General features: G+C 48.1%; 19 protein-coding genes, 1 other RNA gene, 1 pseudogene and 1 riboswitch. Of the genes and pseudogenes, 8 read left to right on the top strand and 13 right to left on the bottom strand.

Annotated features, from left to right (window positions below):
* Window positions 1-18: 18 nt before the first annotated feature.
* The 4 genes from minC to aroE all read right to left on the bottom strand — a co-directional run bounded on the left by minC (window position 19) and on the right by aroE (window position 3,712).
* A complete protein-coding gene (gene minC / locus Q4A84_RS06335) occupies window positions 19-762 on the bottom strand; it encodes a septum site-determining protein MinC (RefSeq protein WP_303088089.1) in 744 nt (247 codons plus the stop codon).
* Window positions 763-1,065: 303 nt separating this feature from the next.
* Entirely contained in the window at window positions 1,066-1,749 is a 684-nt protein-coding gene (locus tag Q4A84_RS06330; protein WP_303088088.1) for a HEPN domain-containing protein, read from the bottom strand.
* A gap of 474 nt (window positions 1,750-2,223) precedes the next feature.
* On the bottom strand, window positions 2,224-2,910 hold the full coding sequence (gene mtgA, locus Q4A84_RS06325) for a monofunctional biosynthetic peptidoglycan transglycosylase (protein WP_303088087.1): 687 nt from the start codon (window positions 2,908-2,910) through the stop codon (window positions 2,224-2,226).
* Window positions 2,897-3,712 carry a shikimate dehydrogenase gene (aroE, locus tag Q4A84_RS06320; RefSeq protein WP_303088086.1) on the bottom strand — a complete coding sequence of 272 codons (816 nt, stop codon included), beginning with the start codon at window positions 3,710-3,712 and terminating at the stop codon, window positions 2,897-2,899. Before aroE ends, mtgA begins: the two co-directional genes overlap by 14 nt.
* 378 nt (window positions 3,713-4,090) lie before the next feature.
* Here aroE and glnA point away from each other — a divergent pair, with 378 nt between their 5' ends.
* The 3 genes from glnA (at window position 4,091) to Q4A84_RS06305 (ending at window position 8,149) form a co-directional block, all read left to right on the top strand.
* Window positions 4,091-5,509 (top strand): type I glutamate--ammonia ligase, encoded by a 1,419-nt coding sequence (gene glnA / locus Q4A84_RS06315; RefSeq protein ID WP_303088085.1) that lies wholly within the window; start codon window positions 4,091-4,093, stop codon window positions 5,507-5,509.
* A 248-nt stretch (window positions 5,510-5,757) separates the two neighbouring features.
* Window positions 5,758-7,011, top strand: coding sequence for a sodium/glutamate symporter (gltS, locus tag Q4A84_RS06310; protein ID WP_303088084.1), 1,254 nt, complete (start codon window positions 5,758-5,760; stop codon window positions 7,009-7,011).
* Window positions 7,012-7,117: 106 nt separating this feature from the next.
* Window positions 7,118-8,149 (top strand): lysozyme inhibitor LprI family protein, encoded by a 1,032-nt coding sequence (locus Q4A84_RS06305; protein WP_303088083.1) that lies wholly within the window; start codon window positions 7,118-7,120, stop codon window positions 8,147-8,149.
* Between the two features lie 83 nt (window positions 8,150-8,232).
* Here Q4A84_RS06305 and gcvH read toward each other — a convergent pair whose 3' ends face one another.
* Window positions 8,233-8,616 carry a glycine cleavage system protein GcvH gene (gene gcvH / locus Q4A84_RS06300; protein ID WP_303088082.1) on the bottom strand — a complete coding sequence of 128 codons (384 nt, stop codon included), beginning with the start codon at window positions 8,614-8,616 and terminating at the stop codon, window positions 8,233-8,235.
* On the opposite strand from gcvH, the gene Q4A84_RS06295 reads away from it, so the two are divergent.
* Window positions 8,615-8,779, top strand: coding sequence for a hypothetical protein (locus tag Q4A84_RS06295; RefSeq protein ID WP_303088081.1), 165 nt, complete (start codon window positions 8,615-8,617; stop codon window positions 8,777-8,779). The genes gcvH and Q4A84_RS06295 overlap by 2 nt on opposite strands.
* Window positions 8,780-8,897: 118 nt before the next feature.
* On the opposite strand, the gene gcvT is transcribed toward Q4A84_RS06295, so the two are convergent.
* Window positions 8,898-9,998: a glycine cleavage system aminomethyltransferase GcvT gene (gene gcvT / locus Q4A84_RS06290; protein WP_303088080.1), complete on the bottom strand. Its 1,101-nt coding sequence runs from the start codon at window positions 9,996-9,998 to the stop codon at window positions 8,898-8,900.
* A gap of 132 nt (window positions 9,999-10,130) precedes the next feature.
* A riboswitch (glycine riboswitch) is annotated at window positions 10,131-10,226 on the bottom strand.
* A 223-nt stretch (window positions 10,227-10,449) separates the two neighbouring features.
* Here gcvT and Q4A84_RS06285 point away from each other — a divergent pair.
* The 4 genes and pseudogenes from Q4A84_RS06285 (at window position 10,450) to Q4A84_RS06270 (ending at window position 15,892) form a co-directional block, all read left to right on the top strand.
* Window positions 10,450-10,935 (top strand): Lrp/AsnC family transcriptional regulator, encoded by a 486-nt coding sequence (locus Q4A84_RS06285; protein ID WP_303088079.1) that lies wholly within the window; start codon window positions 10,450-10,452, stop codon window positions 10,933-10,935.
* 332 nt (window positions 10,936-11,267) lie between these two features.
* Window positions 11,268-14,321: pseudogene (fdnG, locus tag Q4A84_RS06280) on the top strand (formate dehydrogenase-N subunit alpha).
* Between the two features lie 12 nt (window positions 14,322-14,333).
* Window positions 14,334-15,248: a formate dehydrogenase subunit beta gene (fdxH, locus tag Q4A84_RS06275; RefSeq protein ID WP_303088078.1), complete on the top strand. Its 915-nt coding sequence runs from the start codon at window positions 14,334-14,336 to the stop codon at window positions 15,246-15,248.
* Window positions 15,248-15,892, top strand: a complete 645-nt coding sequence (locus tag Q4A84_RS06270) for a formate dehydrogenase subunit gamma (RefSeq protein ID WP_303088077.1) — start codon at window positions 15,248-15,250, stop codon at window positions 15,890-15,892. The genes fdxH and Q4A84_RS06270 overlap by 1 nt, the downstream gene beginning before the upstream one ends.
* A gap of 89 nt (window positions 15,893-15,981) precedes the next feature.
* Here Q4A84_RS06270 and Q4A84_RS06265 read toward each other — a convergent pair whose 3' ends face one another.
* The 7 genes from Q4A84_RS06265 to Q4A84_RS06235 all read right to left on the bottom strand — a co-directional run bounded on the left by Q4A84_RS06265 (window position 15,982) and on the right by Q4A84_RS06235 (window position 19,434).
* On the bottom strand, window positions 15,982-16,221 hold the full coding sequence (locus tag Q4A84_RS06265) for a GlsB/YeaQ/YmgE family stress response membrane protein (RefSeq protein ID WP_303088076.1): 240 nt from the start codon (window positions 16,219-16,221) through the stop codon (window positions 15,982-15,984).
* Between the two features lie 254 nt (window positions 16,222-16,475).
* Window positions 16,476-16,868 carry a 30S ribosomal protein S9 gene (gene rpsI / locus Q4A84_RS06260; protein WP_303088075.1) on the bottom strand — a complete coding sequence of 131 codons (393 nt, stop codon included), beginning with the start codon at window positions 16,866-16,868 and terminating at the stop codon, window positions 16,476-16,478.
* A 9-nt stretch (window positions 16,869-16,877) separates the two neighbouring features.
* Complete coding sequence (rplM, locus tag Q4A84_RS06255; RefSeq protein WP_303088074.1) at window positions 16,878-17,306, bottom strand: 50S ribosomal protein L13; 429 nt, start codon at window positions 17,304-17,306, stop codon at window positions 16,878-16,880.
* A gap of 166 nt (window positions 17,307-17,472) precedes the next feature.
* Window positions 17,473-17,653: non-coding RNA, 6S RNA (gene ssrS / locus Q4A84_RS06250), on the bottom strand.
* Between the two features lie 12 nt (window positions 17,654-17,665).
* Window positions 17,666-17,977, bottom strand: coding sequence for a cell division protein ZapA (locus Q4A84_RS06245; protein WP_303088073.1), 312 nt, complete (start codon window positions 17,975-17,977; stop codon window positions 17,666-17,668).
* A gap of 14 nt (window positions 17,978-17,991) precedes the next feature.
* Window positions 17,992-18,309, bottom strand: a complete 318-nt coding sequence (locus Q4A84_RS06240) for a hypothetical protein (protein WP_303088072.1) — start codon at window positions 18,307-18,309, stop codon at window positions 17,992-17,994.
* A 135-nt stretch (window positions 18,310-18,444) separates the two neighbouring features.
* Window positions 18,445-19,434 carry an NAD(P)H-dependent glycerol-3-phosphate dehydrogenase gene (locus Q4A84_RS06235; protein ID WP_303088071.1) on the bottom strand — a complete coding sequence of 330 codons (990 nt, stop codon included), beginning with the start codon at window positions 19,432-19,434 and terminating at the stop codon, window positions 18,445-18,447.
* Between the last annotated feature and the right edge of the window lie 179 nt (window positions 19,435-19,613).

Below are 19,613 nucleotides of genomic sequence, written 5' to 3'. Positions count from 1 at the left end.
GCATAATCATAGCACCGCTCAATCCGCTTCAATGGCGCTAATGATTAAACGGTCGTCTTGTAAGTATACTTGTACGGGCTTATGGTTGAGATGCTCAGGCAGATCCTGCTCGAAAGTCCGATATATACCGGCAACCGAAACCAGCTCGGCTTGCATCGAATGGATAAATATACGGGCATCCCGGTTGCCACCCGCCCCTGCCAACGCACGCCCTCGCATCGGGCCGTAAATATGGATATTGCCATCGGCAATCAGTTCCGCACCTTTACTGACTAAGCCGGTAACAATCAAATCGCCGTTTTCAGCATAAACCTGCTGCCCCGAGCGAATGGGCGAGGAAACAAATACAGTCGGATTGCTGATGACGGTAGCCTGAGGTGGAGCCGATGCCGGCGACTCCGTCGGTTCTATGGTAGGTTCTGAAGGTGCCCGCATAACAACGGAAGTACCCGCATGAGCATTACCTTCGGCCTGACAAAACGGCAAGCCGTGTTTCTTCGCAACCTGACTCCAATGATCATTTTCATGGCGCAATCCCGCCAAAACCAAACCATGACTGCGAATTAACGAAGCGATTCCGTCAATATTCAGATCATTCGGCGTATCAAAGTCTTGCATATCCAACAATAACGGCATATTCAATTCTTTATACTGGACGGCACGCTGCTTGAGCGCCTGATCCAGCTCACCGAGATCACCCGTATGGATTTGCAAGGCAAGCGCATCAAGCCGCGCAGATTTGGCATCGAAAGCGACATTCATTTTGAATGATTACCATAAAAAAATTTAATAGTGGAAGTTTACCGTGTAAAACAAATCTATTCAATCAGCGTAAGGAAAATGACAAGAACTTTTCAAGGAAGGCCCAGCAAATTACCCGGAAATCTGACAGCTTTTATTTCAGAAAATCTTTTGATATATTCAACAATAAGCTCATAATCAAATTAGCCCTGAATTAAGATACTCCATCATCCTTGTGCAAAATATTTACCAACAGATCAATCCTATGTTCTCGTATTTTTCCGCACTATGACAACTTCTCGTTACGAGTAAACAGTTTCAAGTTCAATCCTCTTTTACATACGGATAAAACGGTTTTCCCCAAATCTGATGGTCTGGATATTGCAACATCACTTCTACAATCAACATGACACATTCTCCCAAAAATGCGCAAGCATCCTGTAATTGCCGACGATTCGAAGAGCTCGCATAAGTAGCCCCACCATGCACAATCTGATTGCGCAGAGTATAGAGCCGGTCAAACACCACAGACAACACAGATTCTGTATCCTGTTCCACCAAAGCACGATGTGCTTTTTTCTTGGCTTTAGAAAACTGATCTAACCAAACAGTTTCGCTAATTTTACCGTTGTGAAAATCCCAAAACGGCTGGAACACATAACGGTTATCCAACAATAGGCGGATACTGCTTGAAAACTTGCCCCATACTAAACTGTAAAGCCGCTTCTCATTATCCAAACGGCAAATTGTATTAAGGAAATCACGAAAACTGCCACGATCACCAATCGACAATAATTCAGTATCTTTAGCATACACGGCATTGAATGCTATCCATAATATGATAAAGCCTGTATCCAAATCTTTTTCAGACAGCCCCATATCCTCCGAAAGTTCAACCTGCGCTTTTCCTAGCCAACTCAGAGCACGATGAATACGCAAGCGGAATGGTTCGGGATAAGTATGTCGATGCGCACGATAATTGCGCTGTAAATTATTCAAGCTTTGCATTTTCCCCTTCTTAAACTTAATTCAGATCTTTCAAACAATTAGTGTGCAACTAATCAAAGAATTTGTAATTCCTTTTAAAAAATCATCCCATCATTATGCGATAGAAATAACGCCCATTTCATTGATTTTTACAGATTAATAAAACAGCGATTAATGTATATGTTTTAAGCTCTCTATTCTGAAAAATGTCGTGTGTCTATGCTAAAATTCAGGCATTTATGTCGTATTCTTTAATAGCATATTTAAAATTTTACTAAAATTGCAAAACAAGGTAAATGTTTTAATATTCATAAGCTATGCCTGTCTGAATATTCTTCAGACAGGCATAGCTTAATCATTCCTACTTACTGAAACATCATATTCAATAAAAATTTATGTTATTACCCGCAATCAGTTAGAGCATTCTTACTTTAGCACCTTGTTCTATTTTTACCTCTAACCCGTGTCATTTTACCGCCATCATATAATTAATCCTCACTCCGGCAATTCGGCGGATCCCATTCGGCGCAAGACAATATTGGCTTTTCCGCGCAAGCGCTTGCTTTTCGGGTTATCAGCATAAAAAAGCGGGGCAGGCACGCGTGCTGTTAACAAGGCGGCTTGCTGCTTGGTTAGGTTGGCGGCGCTTTTTTTAAAGAAATACTGCGATGCCGCTTCCGCACCAAAAATGCCGTGCCCCCATTCAATTATGTTCAAATAAAGTTCAAAAATGCGGTCTTTATCCGTCGTCGCCTCCATCATGGCGGTAATGGCTGCCTCTTCGCCTTTGCGAACATAACTCTGCCAATCGCTGAGAAACAGGTTTTTCGATAATTGTTGGCTGATAGTGGAACCGCCGGCTTTTACTGCCCCACTTTGCTGATTGCGTTTCATAGCATAGCGGATGCCATTCCAATCAAAACCTTCATGCGCAGCAAAATTGGCATCCTCCGAAGCAATCAGTGCCTTTTTCAAATTAACTGAAATCCGATCATAAGGAACCCAACGGTAATCCAACGAGACGGCTCTGCCTGCCGCATGGTATTCATCCATTCGCATACTCATAAAAGCAGTTTGCGACGGCGCGACAGCACGGTAAGTCAGAATATTGCCGTACACATATGCGTTGAACAAAATAAACGCGGCAACCGGCAGAGCCAGCAGCCATTTAACGATACCCATTCTGCATCCATTCGATAACGGGGCGGATATCGGGAGTAAACCCGCGCCAGAGTTGATAAGAAAAAGCAGCCTGCGCCACCAACATGCCAAGACCGTCGGCGGTTTGCCGCGCTCCGTTTTGCCGGGCAAACTGCATGAAAGCAGTAGGCTCACTACCGTAAACCATATCGTATGCCAATGCACAGGCACCAAAAACAGCAGCTTTAATATCGGGCACCTGCCCATTCAAACTACCGGAGGTGCCGTTTATAATGATGTCGTAGTGATTTTCAGGCAACCGGTTTAATTCTACCGCTTCAATATCGGTTTCGGCAGCAAGCATTGCTGCTTTGGCAAAAGTGCGGTTGGCAATGCTAAGACTAAGCGGCCTTTGCTCAAGCAAAGGCTGAATCACGCCGCGTACGGCGCCGCCCGCACCCAATAAGAGAACCCGTTTTCCAGTCAATTCAACGCCGTGATTTTGCACGATATCGTTAACCAAACCTACACCGTCGGTATTGTCTCCTCGGATACGGCCGTCAGACAGGAGAATCAAAGTATTGACCGCACCGGCAACGGCTGCTCGAGGGGAGCGCTCGTCAACCCAATGGTACGCATCGGTTTTAAAAGGCACGGTTACATTGGCCCCTGCCCCGCCTTGTTTAAAAAACTCAGCGACCGCTTGCCCGAAGCTCCCGGGCTCAGCAAAAATCCGCCGATATTCGATATCAGCCCCTTCCTGCTCTGCAAATTTTCGATGGATTTCAGGAGATTTGCTATGGGCAATCGGGTTGCCGAACACGGCATAATGTGCGGTTGTCATGATATTTCTGCGTTGAGCCAAATTTTATTATTATGGAGCAAACATCTTATAAGATGAAGCCTGTCTGAAAGGGTTTACTCGTTCTTTCAGACAGGCTTCTGCAAATCAGCTTGGATTAAGATTGCTAATCCCTTTGAATTCCGATTACTTAAATTGCACCAATCCAAAGTCGGCAAACGTATCCTCAGCAAATAAGTATTTATTTTTCAGCTTATTAATTAACTCAGATAGTCTAAATATTCTAATTGTTGACAATTTTACAAAATCTATTTATATTGACACCGAAAACCCGCTCTGGAACAATCTGCGGAGCACCCCACTCCCGCCGCGCAGGCCGGATTAATTTCATTCAGATTATAAATGTATATGGAGAGCAGCATGTCTGTTAAAGATGTTGTACAACTAATTGAAGCCAATGAAGTGCGCTTCGTGGATTTGCGTTTTACCGATACCAAAGGTAAACAACAGCACGTTTCCGTGCCGGCCCGCATTGTATTGGAAGATCCGGAAGACTGGTTTGAAAACGGTCAAGCGTTTGACGGTTCATCCATCGGCGGCTGGAAAGGCATTCAGGCATCAGATATGCAGCTTCGCCCCGACCCCAGCACTGCCTACCTCGACCCTTTTTATGACGACGCTACCGTCGTTATCACATGCGATGTAATCGACCCGGCCAACGGCCAGGGCTATGACCGCGACCCGCGCTCCATCGCCAAACGCGCCGAAGCCTATCTGAAATCATCAGGCATCGGCGATACCGCTTTCTTCGGCCCCGAACCTGAATTTTTCGTATTCGACGGTGTTGAATTTGAAACCGACATGAGCGGCACTCGCTACAAAATCCACAGTGAAGAAGCCGCATGGAGCAGCGGCAAACATTACGACGGTCAAAATACCGGCCACCGTCCTTTCGTAAAAGGCGGCTATTTCCCGGTTGCACCGGTGGATTCCGGCCAAGATTTGCGTTCGGCCATGGTTAATCTGTTGGAAGAAATCGGCATTCCGGTTGAAGTACACCACCATGAAGTTGCTACGGCAGGCCAAATGGAAATCGGTACCAAATTCAGCACTTTGGTACGCCGCGCCGACTGGACTCAGGATATGAAATACATCATCCATAACGTTGCCCACAACTTCGGCAAAACCGCCACCTTCATGCCCAAACCGATTATGGGCGACAACGGCAGCGGCATGCACGTACACCAATCCATCTGGAAAGACGGCCAAAACCTGTTTGCCGGCGACGGTTATGCCGGTTTGTCTGAATTGGCGCTTTATTACATCGGCGGCATCATCAAACACGCCAAAGCGCTGAACGCACTGACCAATCCGTCAACCAACTCTTACAAACGTTTGGTACCGCACTTCGAAGCACCAACCAAATTGGCTTATTCTGCTAAAAACCGCTCAGCATCCATCCGTATTCCGGCCGTAAACAGCAGTAAAGCTCGCCGCATCGAAGCCCGCTTCCCCGATCCGATGGCAAACCCCTATTTGGCATTCTCCGCGCTATTGATGGCCGGTCTTGACGGCATCCAAAACAAAATCCACCCGGGCGATCCGGCAGACAAAAACCTGTACGACCTGCCGCCGGAAGAAGATGCTTTGGTGCCGACCGTATGCGCCTCTTTAGAAGAAGCACTCGAAGCACTGAAAGCCGATCACGAATTCCTGACCCGCGGCGGCGTATTCAGCAAAGACTGGATCGACAGCTACATCGCCTTCAAAGAAGAAGACGTCAAACGCATCCGCATGGCGCCTCATCCTTTGGAATTCGAAATGTACTATTCTCTATAAGGTTGAAAATCAAGCCTTTATCCAATCAGGCCCGGAACACATCCGGGCTTTTTTCAAACAACGGTTGCATACAAAACGCGCTTATTATGTATAATGCCTGTCTGAAAATGTTTTCAGACAGGCATTCATTAGTAGAAAATATCTCAAAAATCAAAATGCAATTTTAAATTAAAATATCATCAATTTGCATGCCGCTTCTCAGAGAGCCGTTTTTTAATAACATTATTCAGTTAAGAAAGAAGAAACTTATGGAATGGGTATTCAACAGTTATTACACTCTGATTGCCGCGACCATCGTTTTGCTGTTTGGCAAATTGTTGGTTAGTAAAGTTAAATTTCTACAAGATTTCAACATCCCCGAACCGGTTGCTGGAGGCTTGGTCGCGGCGGTTATCTTGTATGCCTTGCATTCGTTTTACGGTGTCAGTTTCAAGTTTGAAAAACCGCTACAAGATGCATTCATGCTGATTTTCTTCACATCTATCGGTCTGACTGCCGATTTCTCCCGCTTAAAAGCAGGCGGAGGCCCACTGATTATATTTACAGCCATTGTCGGTTTTTTCATTCTGATTCAAAACTTAGTCGGTGTAAGCTTGGCCAGTATGCTGGGGCTTGATCCCCTAATCGGTCTGATTACCGGCTCCATCACCCTCACCGGCGGCCACGGCACGGCAGGCGGCTGGGGCCCTGATTTCGAAAAACACTACGGCATCGTCGGTGCCACCGCGCTCGGTATGGCATCCGCAACTTACGGCTTGGTCAGCGGCGGCCTAATCGGCGGCCCCGTAGCGCGCCGCCTGATTAACAAGCTCGGACGCAAACCCTTGGATAAGGAGGCCTTAGAGGCAACCAATCTCAACTTGAGCGACGATGATCCGGATAAAACTACAGACAACATTTTCGAGCATGCCGACCAAACCCGCCTGATTACCGCCAATTCAGCCATAGAAACACTCGCAATGTTCGCACTATGCCTGTCCGTAGCGGAAATCATGGATGGCCTAGATAAAGAATATCTAAAAGCCTATTATCTTGACCTTCCCAAATTCGTCTGGGCTTTATTTTCCGGTGTCGTATTGCGCAACATCCTTACCTCGGTATTCAAATTCAATATGTTTGACCGGGCAATCGACGTATTTGGCAACGCCTCCCTTTCCCTCTTCCTCGCTATGGCATTATTAAACCTCAAGCTATGGGAATTGGCCGGCTTAGCAGGCCCCGTAACCATTATTCTATTGGTTCAAACTTTGGTTATGATTATATATGCAACCTTCGTTACCTATGTATTCATGGGCCGCAACTACGACGCCGCCGTATTAGCAGCAGGACATTGCGGCTTCGGCTTAGGCGCCACGCCAACCGCAGTAGCCAATATGCAATCGATTACCGAACGTTTCGGCCCATCACACAAAGCATTTTTGATTGTACCGATGGTAGGTGCCTTCTTCGTTGACATCATCAACACGTTTATCCTGACGGGTTTTGTAAACTTCCTCAAATAATCCGCAAGCAAACCGAAAAGCACCGGCAAACGACTTAACCGTTACCGGTGCTTTTGCTATGATATACCCCGCTTTCCTTCGCATTCCTCATTAACGAAAGACACTCATGTACAAAAAACTGCTGACCTTTTCCCTGATTGCCGCCTCGCTGGCTGCCTGCGGCGATGACAAACCCAAGCAGAACACCCAACTTACATGTAACGACCCTGCCGTAACGCAAAATGTACGTAATCTGATTCAAGAATCCATCAAACAAAAAGCGCGTAATTTCGCCCAAAACGACAACCGCCAATACACCGATGCCGACAAAATCATTGCAGCGGGTAGCGAGCTGAATATCACGCTCGACAACGCCGCTCTCACGGATGATGCCAACCCCGTTTGTTCCGGCCAACTCAGCGTAACCGTACCTTATGAAGTCTTACAAGCCGCACACGCCAACGCTCCGCTGATTTACGGCAAGCAAGACATCAACAGCCTCTTGCAGAGCCATACCGGTGAAGGCAAACTCGCCTACAACGGCAATGGCGTATTCAGCCAAACCCTGCGTTACAAAGCAGAACCCGGAGAAAAAGGCATCAACGTCAACCTGATTGACGACATCAACAATACCGCAGACGCACTGGCTGTATTGCTCTTGCCCTACGGCGTGAAAAACTACGTATTGATTGACGGCAAACCGGTTGCCCGAGAAGACGCACTACGCCAGCTAAACGGCGAAGCCCAAACTGAAGAACCCGCCTCTCCTCCGCTTGACGATCCTCAAAGCATTTTAGAAAACAACAGTGCTTCATCCGTCTTCACACCGCCGCAATCTGCCGAGCCGGCAACCGAAATCATTACTCCGGAAGGAAGCCAGTCTCAACAAGGCCCTTCTTCCATCGATTTGGATCAAGCACGCAGCAACAACAACGCAGCCGATCGAGACATCAACCAATTATGGAACGGCATGGATCAGACCATACGCAAAGAGCTGCAAAACGAACAACGCGACTGGATTAACCAGAAAAACAACAGCTGCCGCCAAGCCGCTGCCCGCGCCAACGACATGCAGCAGGCAGAATACCTGCAACTGCAATGCAGCACCCGCATGACCCGTGAACGCATCCAATATCTGAAAGGCTATAGTATTCAATAAGCCGAACGGAAGAAAAACCGCAAAACTAAAAAGCCTGTCTGAAAACATTTTCAGACAGGCTTTTTTAATATTAAGGCGATAAGTTAACCAATTTCTTCTGCGTATTGCTCCGCAGTCAGCAAGCTGTCGAGGTCGGCGGCGTTGGCCGGTTTGATTCGGAAAAACCAACCCTCACCGTAAGGCTCGCTGTTGGCCATTTCCGGAGCGTCGGCCAATGCTTGGTTCACTGCCACCACCTCGCCGGCAATCGGCGCGTATACATCGGAAGCCGCTTTCACCGATTCCACCACGCCGGCCTGCTCCTCGGCCACCAAGCTGGCACCCACTTCGGGCAGCTCGACAAAAACGATGTCTCCCAACAATTCTTGCGCGTGTTCAGTAATGCCGACGGTTACGGTACCGTCATCTTCAAGGCGAAGCCATTCGTGGCTGGATACATATTTTAATTCGGCTGGAATATTGCTCATGGTTTGGTCTCCATTGGGTTGGGGAATGGGGCGGCGGCCCTCAATATTGAAACAGGTTAATCATCCCGAAACAGATGCCGAATCGGAATGCCTGTCTGAACCAATCGGGCCTCTTTCGGGTAAACTCAGTTTGAGAAATACGAAGCAAGTGCTTATACCGTAAACATTTTGATATTCTCACATTGCTTTGGTTTCTGCAAAATTTTATCAAATCGGAATCAGTTTCAGGCAGGCATCGATGCCTGGGAGAATGCCTGTCTGAAAAATAAAAACCGCGTTAATCAATCGAATTGCTTTTTACCGTTCCGCACAAACGGCAGCTTCAACACGCGCACATCAACTTCTTTGCCACGTATCACCACTTTTGCCGCAGCGCCTTCAAAAGCTTTAGGCACGCGGGCAATGGCGATGGATTGTTTCAAACTTGGCGAAAATACGCCGCTGGTCGTCACGCCTTTGCCAGCGTCCGTAATCACTTCCATATGGTCGCGCAAAACCCCGCCTTTCTCAAGCAGCAAACCGACTTGTTTGACGGCCACACCCTTCGCTTTCAACGCCAATAAAGCGGCTTTGCCGACAAAATCACGGGCTTCGTCTTTCAAATCCACCGTCCAAGCCATACCGGCTTCAAGCGGGCTGACGTTATCGTCCATATCATTACCATAAAGGTTCATGCCGGCTTCCATACGCAAGGTATCTCGCGCACCAAGGCCGCAAGGCTGCACGCCGGCTTCGCGTAAAGCAGTAAAAAACGCATTGGCCTCCGCGCCCGGCAGAATCACTTCCACGCCTTCTTCGCCGGTATAACCGGTGCGTGCGACAAACCAGTCGTTCCCCAAGTCTGCGCCTTGAAATACCGCCAAATTATTAACCGTTTCCGCCCATTCAGGCTTCACTTTCAACAGCTTCTCAACAGCCTTGGGGCCTTGAACGGCCAACATGGCCAAATCGTAACGCGGAGTCAGTTTGATGCCGAATTCAGCGCCGATTTTGGCAAATTGGGCAGAATCTTTCTCTCGGGTCGCGCCGTTGGAAACAATACGGTAATTGGTTTCAGCTTCGTTCGTGCGGTAAACGATCAAATCGTCAATCACGCCGCCGTTATCGTTGAGCATGGCAGAATACAAGGCTTTACCGGTAAAACCGAGTTTGTTGACATCATTGGCGATCAGTTTGCGGAAAAATGCTTTGGCTTGCGCTCCGGTAACATCGGTTACCAGCATATGAGATACGTCGAACATGCCGGCATCGGTGCGTACGGCTTCATGTTCCTGAATTTGCGAACCGTAGTGGATGGGAAGCTCCCAGCCGGCAAAATCAATCAGTTTGCCGTTGGCTGCTTTATGGGCTTGGTTGAACGGGGTGGTCTTCAAGGCAGTCATTCTCGATTCTCCATAGATTAAGGATGGCGTTGCACGTGCATACGCGACCCTATCTGTCCTTGAACCTGAGATTTTCGACGAAACCGTCTTTTCCCCTTCGGTGGGCGCAGCCGCGCCGCTCTCCAGATATTTTAAACGTGTACAGTCCTTTTGCCTGAGCGATTTAAGGGTTTCTGCGCCTTCGGCGGTTACATGTAATCAGCGGTAACACTCTCCTGCACACCTTTAGATTATGGCGGGAATCCCACCAGCAGGCAAGGTTTTCCTGCAAAAAGCGCTTGAATACGCCATACCGTTTTCTCCTTAACACCCGACAAGCAGTTTGTATCCGATTCATCAAAGGGAAACCATATAATTTTAAAAAAAAATTTTTTTTAAACTATTGTGCGTTAAAAAAAATTATCATATAGTCAACCTTACACTCTCTACCAAAAGAAAAAAGGATGAAACTATGGCACAAACCATCACGCTTGATAAAACCGATCTTAAAATATTACAAGTTTTGCAGGAAAACGGGCGCTTGACCAACGTAGAGCTTTCAGAGCGCGTTGCCCTTTCTCCCTCACCTTGTCTACGCCGCCTCAAACAACTTGAAGATGCCGGCATCATCCGTCAATACGCAGCGCTGTTGTCGCCCGTAGCGGTGCAGCTCGGGTTGCAAGCTTTCATCCGTGTCTCGATTAACAAAGCCAGCGAAGCACGCGATAACTTCGCCGCTTCAGTGCAAAGCTGGCCGGAAGTGTTGAGTTGCTTTGCGCTAACCGGCGAAACCGATTACTTGCTGCATACCTTTTTCACCGATATGAACGCATTCTCGCATTTTGTGCTCGACACCTTGCTTTCTCATCCCGGAGTGCAAGACGCACAATCGAGTTTCGTTTTGAAAGAAATTAAAAAAACCACAGCGCTGCCATTAAGCCACTTGCAAAAAGACTAAAGCGTTTTACTTTTGATACACTGTTTTGATCGAAACAACTGCCGCAGTGATTGCTACTAGCACAGTGTAAACCCTGAATCAGCGCTAAATGCCTGTCTGAAAAAATTTTTTCAGACAGGCATTTTCATTAACGAAGTAATAATTATTCTCAAAAAAATACCATTTCAAATAAAAATAGACTATTGACCCTCAAATGAATTAAACTATTCCATTCTGTAATCACATGTAATAAGTTCTGAACAACCAGAGCCGAAAAGGCCGGAGCGGTAACAAACCATACCGCACAAAACCAATAATAAAAATACCGCTGAATAAGCTTAAGGAACACAACCATGAAAGTCACAAGACGGCAGTTTTTCAAAGTAACTGCGGCTGGCGCAGGTGCGTCCGGCCTCGCCGTAATGGGCATGCTGCCCGCCAGCGCCTTTGCCGAAGTACGCCAATACAAGCTGCTCCGCGCTACCGAAACACGCAACAATTGCACCTACTGCTCGGTCGGCTGCGGCACGCTGCTTTATAGCTTAGGCGACGGTGCCAAAAACGCGAAAAAGAAAATTTTCCATATCGAAGGTGACCCCGACCATCCAGTCAGCCGCGGTTCCCTATGCCCCAAAGGCGCTTCATTGGTCGACTTCGTCAATAGCCCCAACCGCCTCCAGTATCCCGAAGTACGCGAACCCGGTACCAACGAATGGAAGCGCATCTCGTGGCACGAAGCCTTAACCCGTATCGCCAGACACATCAAAACCGACCGTGATGCAAACTTGATCGTACACAACGAACAAGGCGTTCCCGTGCACCGCCTGCCCTCTCTGGGCATGCTGACCGCCTCAGCCTCTTCCAATGAAACCGGCATTCTGACTCAAAAATGGATGCGCTCGCTGGGCATCGTCGCCACCGACGCCCAAGCCCGCGTCTGTCACGGCCCAACCGTATCCGCGCTCGCCTCTACTTTCGGCCGAGGCGCCATGACCAATACTTTCGTCGACATCCAACACGCCGATTTCATCATGGTTATGGGCGGAAACGCCGCCGAAGCCCATCCGGTCGGTTTCAAATGGGTTATCGAAGCCAAAAAGAAAAAAGGCACCAAATTATTCGTCGTCGACCCGCGTTTCAACCGCACGGCTTCCGTCGCTGACTTTTATGCGCCCATCCGCTCGGGTAGCGACATCGCCTTCCTCGGCGCATTGATCAACTGGCTCATCGAAAACGATAAAATCCAATGGGAATACGTTAAAGCCTATACCAACGCAAGCTTTATCGTGTCGGAGGGCTTCGACTTCGACGAAGGCATGTTCTCCGGTTATAACGAAGACAAGAAAAAATACGATAACGAAACTTGGTTTTACGAACTGGATGCCAACGGCTACGCCAAAACCGATCCGACGCTGCAACACCCGCGCAGCGTGTGGCAAATGCTGAAAAAACATTATTCGCGCTACACGCTCGACATGATGAACACCCTTTGCGGCACGCCGAAAGAAGATTTTCTGAAAGTAGCCCGCGCATGAGGAGAAATGGCCGCACCCAATAAAGCCGGCACCATTCTGTATGCTCTGGGCTGGACGCAACACACCACTGGCAGCCAAGTGATCCGTACCATGGCGATGGTACAACTCTTACTGGGCAATATTGGCATGTCCGGCGGCGGCGTTAATGCATTGCGGGGCCATTCCAACATCCAAGGCCTGTCTGATTTGGGCCTGCTTTCAACCATGTTGCCGGGTTATTTGGTCTTACCAAACGAAGAGCGCCATCCTACATTTTCCGACTATCTGGCCAAACAAACGCCCAAAGCCCTGCAGCCCGGCCAGCTTAACTATTGGAGCAACACGCCGGCATTCTTAGTGAGTTTCCTCAAATGGATGTACGGAGACAATGCCACTAAGGAAAACAATTGGGGCTACGACTGGCTGCCCAAATGGGACAAAATGTACGACATTTTGCAATTGGTCGAATTAATGTACCAAGGCAAAGTCAACGGCCTGTTGGTACAAGGCTTCAATGCACAAGGCTCTTTTCCCGACGCCCACCGCGTAACCGAAGCCTTCTCCAAATTGAAATTCATGGTGGTGATGGATCCGTTGAGCACCGAAACGGCCACCTTCTGGCAAAACCACGGCGATGCTCATGATGTCGATCCATCCAAAATCCAAACCGAAGTATTCCGCTTGCCGACACCCTGCTTTGCAGAAGAATCCGGCTCGATTGTGAATTCTTCCCGTTGGTTGCAATGGCACCATCCCGGCGCCGAGCCACCCGGCGAGGCCATGCCCGATTTGGATATCTTGGGCGAACTGCATCTGCTGCTTAAAGAAATGTACGAGAAAGAAGGCGGCACCGCACCCGAGCCGATTACAAAATTGTCATGGAAGTATGCCAAACCCAATGCGCCTACACCGGAAGAGATGGCGAAAGAATCGAACGGCTACGCACTTGCAGACATCAAAGACCAAGACGGCAACGTTATCCGTAAAAAAGGAGAATTGCTCGATGGTTTCGCCCAATTGCGCGATGACGGCTCCACCGCATGCGCCACGTGGATTTTCTCAGGTTCGTGGACGCAACAAGGCAATCAGATGGATCGCCGCGATAACACCGATTCAGGCCTCGGTAACACCCCGAAATGGGCATGGGCATGGCCGGCCAACCGCCGCATCCTCTACAACCGTGCATCATGCGATCCCACCGGCAAACCTTGGGATCCGCATCGGGAATTAATCAAATGGGACGGCGCAAAATGGGTTGGCGCAGACGTACCCGACTTCAAAGCCGATGCCGCACCCGATTCCGGCATGAATCCTTTTATCATGAACGAAGAAGGCGTAGGCCGCTTATTCTGTCAGAGAAAATTGGTCGACGGCCCGTTCCCCGAACACTACGAGCCCTTGGAATCACCAATCGGCACCAATCCGCTGCATCCTAAAGTGATACAAGCTCCTGCCATGCGTTTGTTCGACAGTGTCAAAGACCGCATCGGTACACACGAGGATTTCCCTTATGTCGGCACCACTTACCGCCTGACAGAACATTTCCAATTCTGGACCAAATCGGTAAAACTTTTGATGATTGCCCAACCCGAGCAATTCGTCGAAATCAGCGAAGAGTTGGCTAAAGAGAAAGGCATCCAAAAAGGCGACTGGGTTAAAGTCACCTCGAAACGCGCATGGATTAAGGCAAAAGCAGTGGTTACCAAACGCGTCGTTCCCTTAACCATCAACAATCGTACCGTGCATCAGGTAGGCATTCCGCTGCATGGCGGATGGGTCAACGTGGCCGAACGGCAACAGTTTCTGGTGAACTCGCTCACTCCGTTTGTCGGCGACTGCAATACGCAAACGCCCGAATATAAAACCTTCTTGGTCAACATCGAAAAAGCATAAGGAACGGAAACCATGGCACTGCAATCTCTAGACATCAAACGCCGTTCTGCCACCTCCGAAGTAACGCCGCCTCCCGGAGTGCGCCGGCCGACGGAAATAGCCAAATTAATCGACGTGACCACCTGCATAGGCTGTAAAGCCTGCCAAGTCGCCTGCTCTGAATGGAACGACATACGCGATGAAATCGGCACCAATCACGGCGTATATGACAACCCTATCGACCTGTCTGCCAAAAGTTGGACGGTTATGCGCTTTAGCGAAGTGGAGGAAAACGGCAAGCTAGAGTGGCTGATTCGCAAAGACGGCTGCATGCACTGCTCCGACCCCGGCTGCTTGAAAGCCTGTCCTTCCCCCGGCGCAATCATTCAATATCACAACGGCATTGTTGATTTTCACGAAGAAAACTGCATCGGTTGCGGCTATTGCATTTCCGGTTGCCCATTCAACATTCCGCGTCTAAACAAAGAAGACAACCGCGCCTATAAATGCACGCTCTGCTCCGATCGGGTTTCCGTAGGACAAGAGCCTGCCTGCGTTAAAACCTGCCCTACCGGCGCCATCCAATTCGGGGCAAAAGCCGAGATGAAACAAGTGGCACAGGAACGCATCAAAGACCTGAACAATCGCGGTTTCAAAAACGCCGGCCTATACGACCCGGAAGGCGTTGGCGGCACTCATGTGATGTATGTGCTTCACCATGCAGACAAGCCGGAGCTATATCACGGCTTGCCAAGCAATCCTTCCATCAGCACCGCAGTGAAACTATGGAAAGGCTTTTTGAAACCGCTGGCTACCATCGGCATCGCCGCCGCTACCTTAACCGGTTTCTTCCACTACATCACCGTCGGCCCGAGCAAAGCGGAAGAAGATGCGCCGGAAGTCATCGGTAAAGACGGCAAAACCCTGCACGGCGAGGAGGATGCATAATGAAAGAAAAACTGATTCAGCGCTACACGCGCAGCGAACGCATAAACCACTGGATTGTTGCTGTCTGCTTCACTCTGTTGGCCATTTCAGGATTGGCATTTTTCTACCCCGCTTTTTTCTGGTTAACCGGCGTATTCGGCACGCCTCAATTAGCAAGGATTATTCATCCTTTTGTGGGCGTTGTTATGTTTCTCGGCTTTTTTGTACAGTTTTTCCGCTATTGGAAATACAACTTTGTCGATAAAGAAGATATCAAATGGATGAAATCAGTGGGTTCGGTGCTGAAAGGTCACGAAGTCGGCGATATCGGAAAATATAACGGCGGCCAGAAAGGTATGTTTTGGCTCATGACAGGTTGTATGATGGTTTTATTGTGCACAGGCTTCATCGCTTGGCGCCCTTATATCGCCGCGCTGTTTCCCATCCCGATCATCCGCTTGGCCTTATTGTTCCACGCTTGGGCTGCGCTGATTTTGATTGCCGGCATTATCGTGCATGTTTATGCGGCTTTCTGGGTAAAAGGCACCATTCGTGCCATGGTGGAAGGCGTTGTCACTCAAACATGGGCCAAAAAACACCATCCTCGCTGGTATCGGGAAATCATAGAAAAAAATCGTTCGATGGAAAAAGAAAACAGCAAATAATCAGCCTCCTTTCTTCGGAAGCATCATAATAAATGCCTGTCTGAAAAATTCAGACAGGCATTTATTATGATGTAATTTGAATAAGCGGTTTACTTTTTAACAATCCGCGTATAAATAATGAGAATAACAACCGCAGCAATCGTCGAAGCAATCCAACCTGCCGGTTGTCCCATTTGATACAAGCCTGCGGCCTGCCCAATCCAACCGGCCAAGATAGAACCTGCAATGCCAAGTAGCGTCGTCATAATCAAACCCAGATTGTCTTTTCCCGGGTGGAATAACTTAGCCAATACACCAACAATGAAACCAACTAAAATGGTAGAAAGCATATCTTTCCTTTCTTGATAAAAACGTGTGTTGCAAAGATGATTTCTCAAAATAGAAACCGAAAATGATACGATTTAATATTATTATCTGAAAAATTATAAAGATTAAATCATGCACAATGTTTCAGACAGGTATATTCGGTTGCAAAATCGGCCTAAGCGTACTATTTGATTTAGTCTGATTCATATATTCCGTCAATAAGAAAACCCGCTGATAACAGCGGGTTTCTGAATCAATGCTTTGTAAAACCAAACAATTAACGTTTGGAGAATTGTTTGGCGCGGCGGGCTTTGCGCAAACCGGCTTTTTTACGTTCCACTTCACGGGCATCGCGAGTTACGAAGCCAGCTTGAGATAAAGCGGGTTTCAAAGCAGCATCATAATCAATCAAAGCACGGGTAATACCGTGACGGATCGCACCAGATTGGCCGGTTTCGCCACCACCGATAACGTTCACTTTGATATCGAAAGCTTCTGCATTTTCGGTTAGAACCAATGGCTGACGAACCACCATGCGGCTGGTTTCGCGAGCAAAGAATTCATCAACCGGACGGCCGTTTACGATAATCTGGCCGGTACCTTTTTGCAGGAATACACGAGCCACTGAACTTTTCCGGCGGCCTGTGCCATAGTAATATTTACCGTTCATGTCGTGTCCTTAAATTTCCAAAACTTTAGGTTGTTGTGCTGCGTGCTGATGTTCTGCACCGGCATACACTTTCAATTTTTTGATCATGGCGTAACCCAAAGGGCCTTTCGGCAACATGCCTTTAACGGCTTTTTCCAAAGCGCGACCCGGAAACTGCTCTTGCATTTCGCGGAAAGTACGCTCGTAAATACCACCGGGGAAGCCAGAATGGCGATAGTATTTTTTGTCTTCAAATTTCGCACCGGTAACCCGCAGTTTGTCGGCATTGATAACGATAATGTAATCGCCTGTATCAACATGAGGGGTATATTCCGGCTTATGTTTGCCACGCAAACGGCTAGCGACTTCGGCTGCAACACGACCCAGAACTTTGTCTTCTGCATCGATAACAAACCATTCGCGCTTAACCTCATGCGGTTTCGCTGAAAAGGTTTTCATGAGGAGTAATCCAAATAAATATATTGAAAGTTACCGATTTTAAAGAGAAATCGGATTCCTGTCAATTTTATTGATGCGCACGGAAAGATTTGCCGCAAAGAGGGAAAAAGCTGTTGCTTTTACATGGCGAAGATAAGGAAAACACCGCAAAAGCGGCGTTAATTATGGGTTCCCCGCCGGTGCCGTTTCGGCTCAATCCGCTTGAACCTTGTCAGACAAGGCGGTCGCCTCGGACAGCTTCGGGTGCATTCAGTAAAGAAGCTCACGCCCACTGCAAACTCCCGGCAACCTTAAGCGAACTTATTGGTTCAAAGGAATGTATGCCTTCGCGAACACCGCAGGGAAAAAAGGGAACAGGCTTACGATTGCGCTGAAGGCAGCTTTGCCAATGCGCGCTCGGAAACTTGTAACATGTCATTTATTTTACGCTCAAACTCACCGATTGCCAAACCATTCTGCATAGACATTTTAAGAAGGTCATGCACAACGTTTAATGCGGCCATAATCAGGATTTTGTCGCTTTCTACGATTTTGCCGGTGCTTTTAACGGTTGCAATCTTTTGATTAAGTAAATCAATAGCTTGAATCAAAGTATCTTTTTCTTCGGCTGGTGCGCCGATTTTAAACTGGCGTGACATGATGTCGACGTCAACTTGTACGATTTGGCTCATTTACGCACTTTCTTTCAGGATTCTACGGGCAAGCGCGCTAAGATGGCGCGGATTTGGTCGGCATTTTTAGCCAACATATCACGGTATTGCTGGTTTTCTAAAATCAACTGGTCAATTTTGGTTTGCAAATCTTCTTTTAGTTTGTTGACTTGCACCAACAAGGCTTCGCTTAGTTCGTCTATCGCTGCTTCATGCTGCTGCTCGGCTCTGGTGTTTTCTTCTTTTAAACGTTGAATTTCTTCTTCCAAGCGTTTTTTGTCAGAAACCAGCGTTTCGAATTTCTGAGCAAGTTGGTAAATACTGATTTCCAGTTTGTCTAAAGGTTGTTCCATGGTTACTAGCTACCGTTTCAAATTTTGTGGCTAAGGATAGTGTGCTGCTTTATCCGTGTCAATAATGCCTGTCTGAAAAATGGTTTTTCAGACAGGCATTAATTTCTGTTTATAGCGTTTTATACACTGAAGAACTTATTCGGATTTTGTTTCACGCAACATCAGGCGAGCAACCACCTCTTCTACCGGCAATTCTTTGCGCACCAGTTGATAGAGCGTTTGGGTAATCGGCATATCAATTTGATATTTGCAAGCCGCTTCGAACACTTCGTCAATGGTTGGCACGCCCTCTGCGACATGACCGATTTCCGTTAGCACTTCGTGCAATTCTTTTCCTTCGGCCAAGCCCAATCCAACTTTGCGGTTGCGCGAAAGCGCGCCGGTACAGGTTAAAATCAGGTCGCCCATGCCGGCCAAGCCCATCATGGTTTTTTGTCGGGCGCCCATGGCAATCGCCAGGCGGGTAATTTCAGCCAACCCCCTGGTAACCAAAGCGGCTCTGGCATTAAGGCCGTAGTCCAAACCATCTGAAAGGCCCGTCGCAATGGCCATGACATTCTTCACGGCACCGCCGACGGCAACGCCGATAACATCAGTATTGGCGTAAAGACGCATTACATTGGTATTGAGCTGGGCAACCAATTCGTTAATCCACGCTTCATTTTCGGAGGCCAGCACAATGGCACAAGGCAACTGCTTGGCCAATTCTTGAGCAAAGCTGGGGCCGGACAATACGCCGATTTGTTTATTGTCAGGCAACACTTGCTGTACGACTTGGAAAGTCAGCAGACCGGTATCCAGCTCGAAGCCTTTACATGCCGTCAGAATAGGAAGATGCCCTGCATTGTGTTGTTTCAGCAATTCGGCGCTATCGCGCAGCCCTGCTACAGAAGTAACAATCAATACCAATTCGCTGTCTTGCAACGCTTCGCCCAACTCCGTATGAACGGTCAAATTGTCGGGGAGCGCAAAACCGGGGAGATAGCGTTTGTTTTCACGGTCTTGTTGCATGGCTTCCTGATGGGCACGGTTACGCGACCATACGGCAACCGCGTTGCCATGCGATGCAAAGTGGATGGCTAATGCAGTGCCCCATGCACCGGCGCCGATTATGGTAATTTTCATCTTTTTTCTCTTTGGTAGAAATTGTTCAAACTTTAAAACATGCTTGCTGATGGTGCAAGAAGATTAGCCCTTAAAGTGCAGTAAAACTTTCAGACAGGCATCCGGAGGCTCTTATTTCTTAAGGCCGGTGCCGTATAAAGAAAAAACCGCACATGCTCTACTGAATAGCGGGTGCGGCT

The sequence above is a fragment of the Neisseria sp. genome, from assembly GCF_030527965.1.
Classification (GTDB): Bacteria; Pseudomonadota; Gammaproteobacteria; order Burkholderiales; family Neisseriaceae; genus Neisseria.
The sequence above is the reverse complement of the archived record's forward strand: the minus strand, read 5'-3'. Positions and strand labels throughout refer to the sequence as shown.

Excerpts from the sequence above, each read along its gene's own strand:
- minC (WP_303088089.1), bottom strand. The coding sequence starts at position 762 with ATGAATGTCGCTTTCGATGCCAAATCTGCGCGGCTTGATGCGCTTGCC.
- Q4A84_RS06330 (WP_303088088.1), bottom strand. The coding sequence starts at position 1,749 with ATGCAAAGCTTGAATAATTTACAGCGCAATTATCGTGCGCATCGACAT.
- mtgA (WP_303088087.1), bottom strand. The coding sequence starts at position 2,910 with ATGGGTATCGTTAAATGGCTGCTGGCTCTGCCGGTTGCCGCGTTTATT.
- aroE (WP_303088086.1), bottom strand. The coding sequence starts at position 3,712 with ATGACAACCGCACATTATGCCGTGTTCGGCAACCCGATTGCCCATAGC.
- glnA (WP_303088085.1), top strand. The coding sequence starts at position 4,091 with ATGTCTGTTAAAGATGTTGTACAACTAATTGAAGCCAATGAAGTGCGC.
- gltS (WP_303088084.1), top strand. The coding sequence starts at position 5,758 with ATGGAATGGGTATTCAACAGTTATTACACTCTGATTGCCGCGACCATC.
- Q4A84_RS06305 (WP_303088083.1), top strand. The coding sequence starts at position 7,118 with ATGTACAAAAAACTGCTGACCTTTTCCCTGATTGCCGCCTCGCTGGCT.
- Q4A84_RS06295 (WP_303088081.1), top strand. The coding sequence starts at position 8,615 with ATGGTTTGGTCTCCATTGGGTTGGGGAATGGGGCGGCGGCCCTCAATA.
- gcvH (WP_303088082.1), bottom strand. The coding sequence starts at position 8,616 with ATGAGCAATATTCCAGCCGAATTAAAATATGTATCCAGCCACGAATGG.
- gcvT (WP_303088080.1), bottom strand. The coding sequence starts at position 9,998 with ATGACTGCCTTGAAGACCACCCCGTTCAACCAAGCCCATAAAGCAGCC.
- Q4A84_RS06285 (WP_303088079.1), top strand. The coding sequence starts at position 10,450 with ATGGCACAAACCATCACGCTTGATAAAACCGATCTTAAAATATTACAA.
- fdxH (WP_303088078.1), top strand. The coding sequence starts at position 14,334 with ATGGCACTGCAATCTCTAGACATCAAACGCCGTTCTGCCACCTCCGAA.
- Q4A84_RS06270 (WP_303088077.1), top strand. The coding sequence starts at position 15,248 with ATGAAAGAAAAACTGATTCAGCGCTACACGCGCAGCGAACGCATAAAC.
- Q4A84_RS06265 (WP_303088076.1), bottom strand. The coding sequence starts at position 16,221 with ATGCTTTCTACCATTTTAGTTGGTTTCATTGTTGGTGTATTGGCTAAG.
- rpsI (WP_303088075.1), bottom strand. The coding sequence starts at position 16,868 with ATGAACGGTAAATATTACTATGGCACAGGCCGCCGGAAAAGTTCAGTG.
- rplM (WP_303088074.1), bottom strand. The coding sequence starts at position 17,306 with ATGAAAACCTTTTCAGCGAAACCGCATGAGGTTAAGCGCGAATGGTTT.
- Q4A84_RS06245 (WP_303088073.1), bottom strand. The coding sequence starts at position 17,977 with ATGAGCCAAATCGTACAAGTTGACGTCGACATCATGTCACGCCAGTTT.
- Q4A84_RS06240 (WP_303088072.1), bottom strand. The coding sequence starts at position 18,309 with ATGGAACAACCTTTAGACAAACTGGAAATCAGTATTTACCAACTTGCT.
- Q4A84_RS06235 (WP_303088071.1), bottom strand. The coding sequence starts at position 19,434 with ATGAAAATTACCATAATCGGCGCCGGTGCATGGGGCACTGCATTAGCC.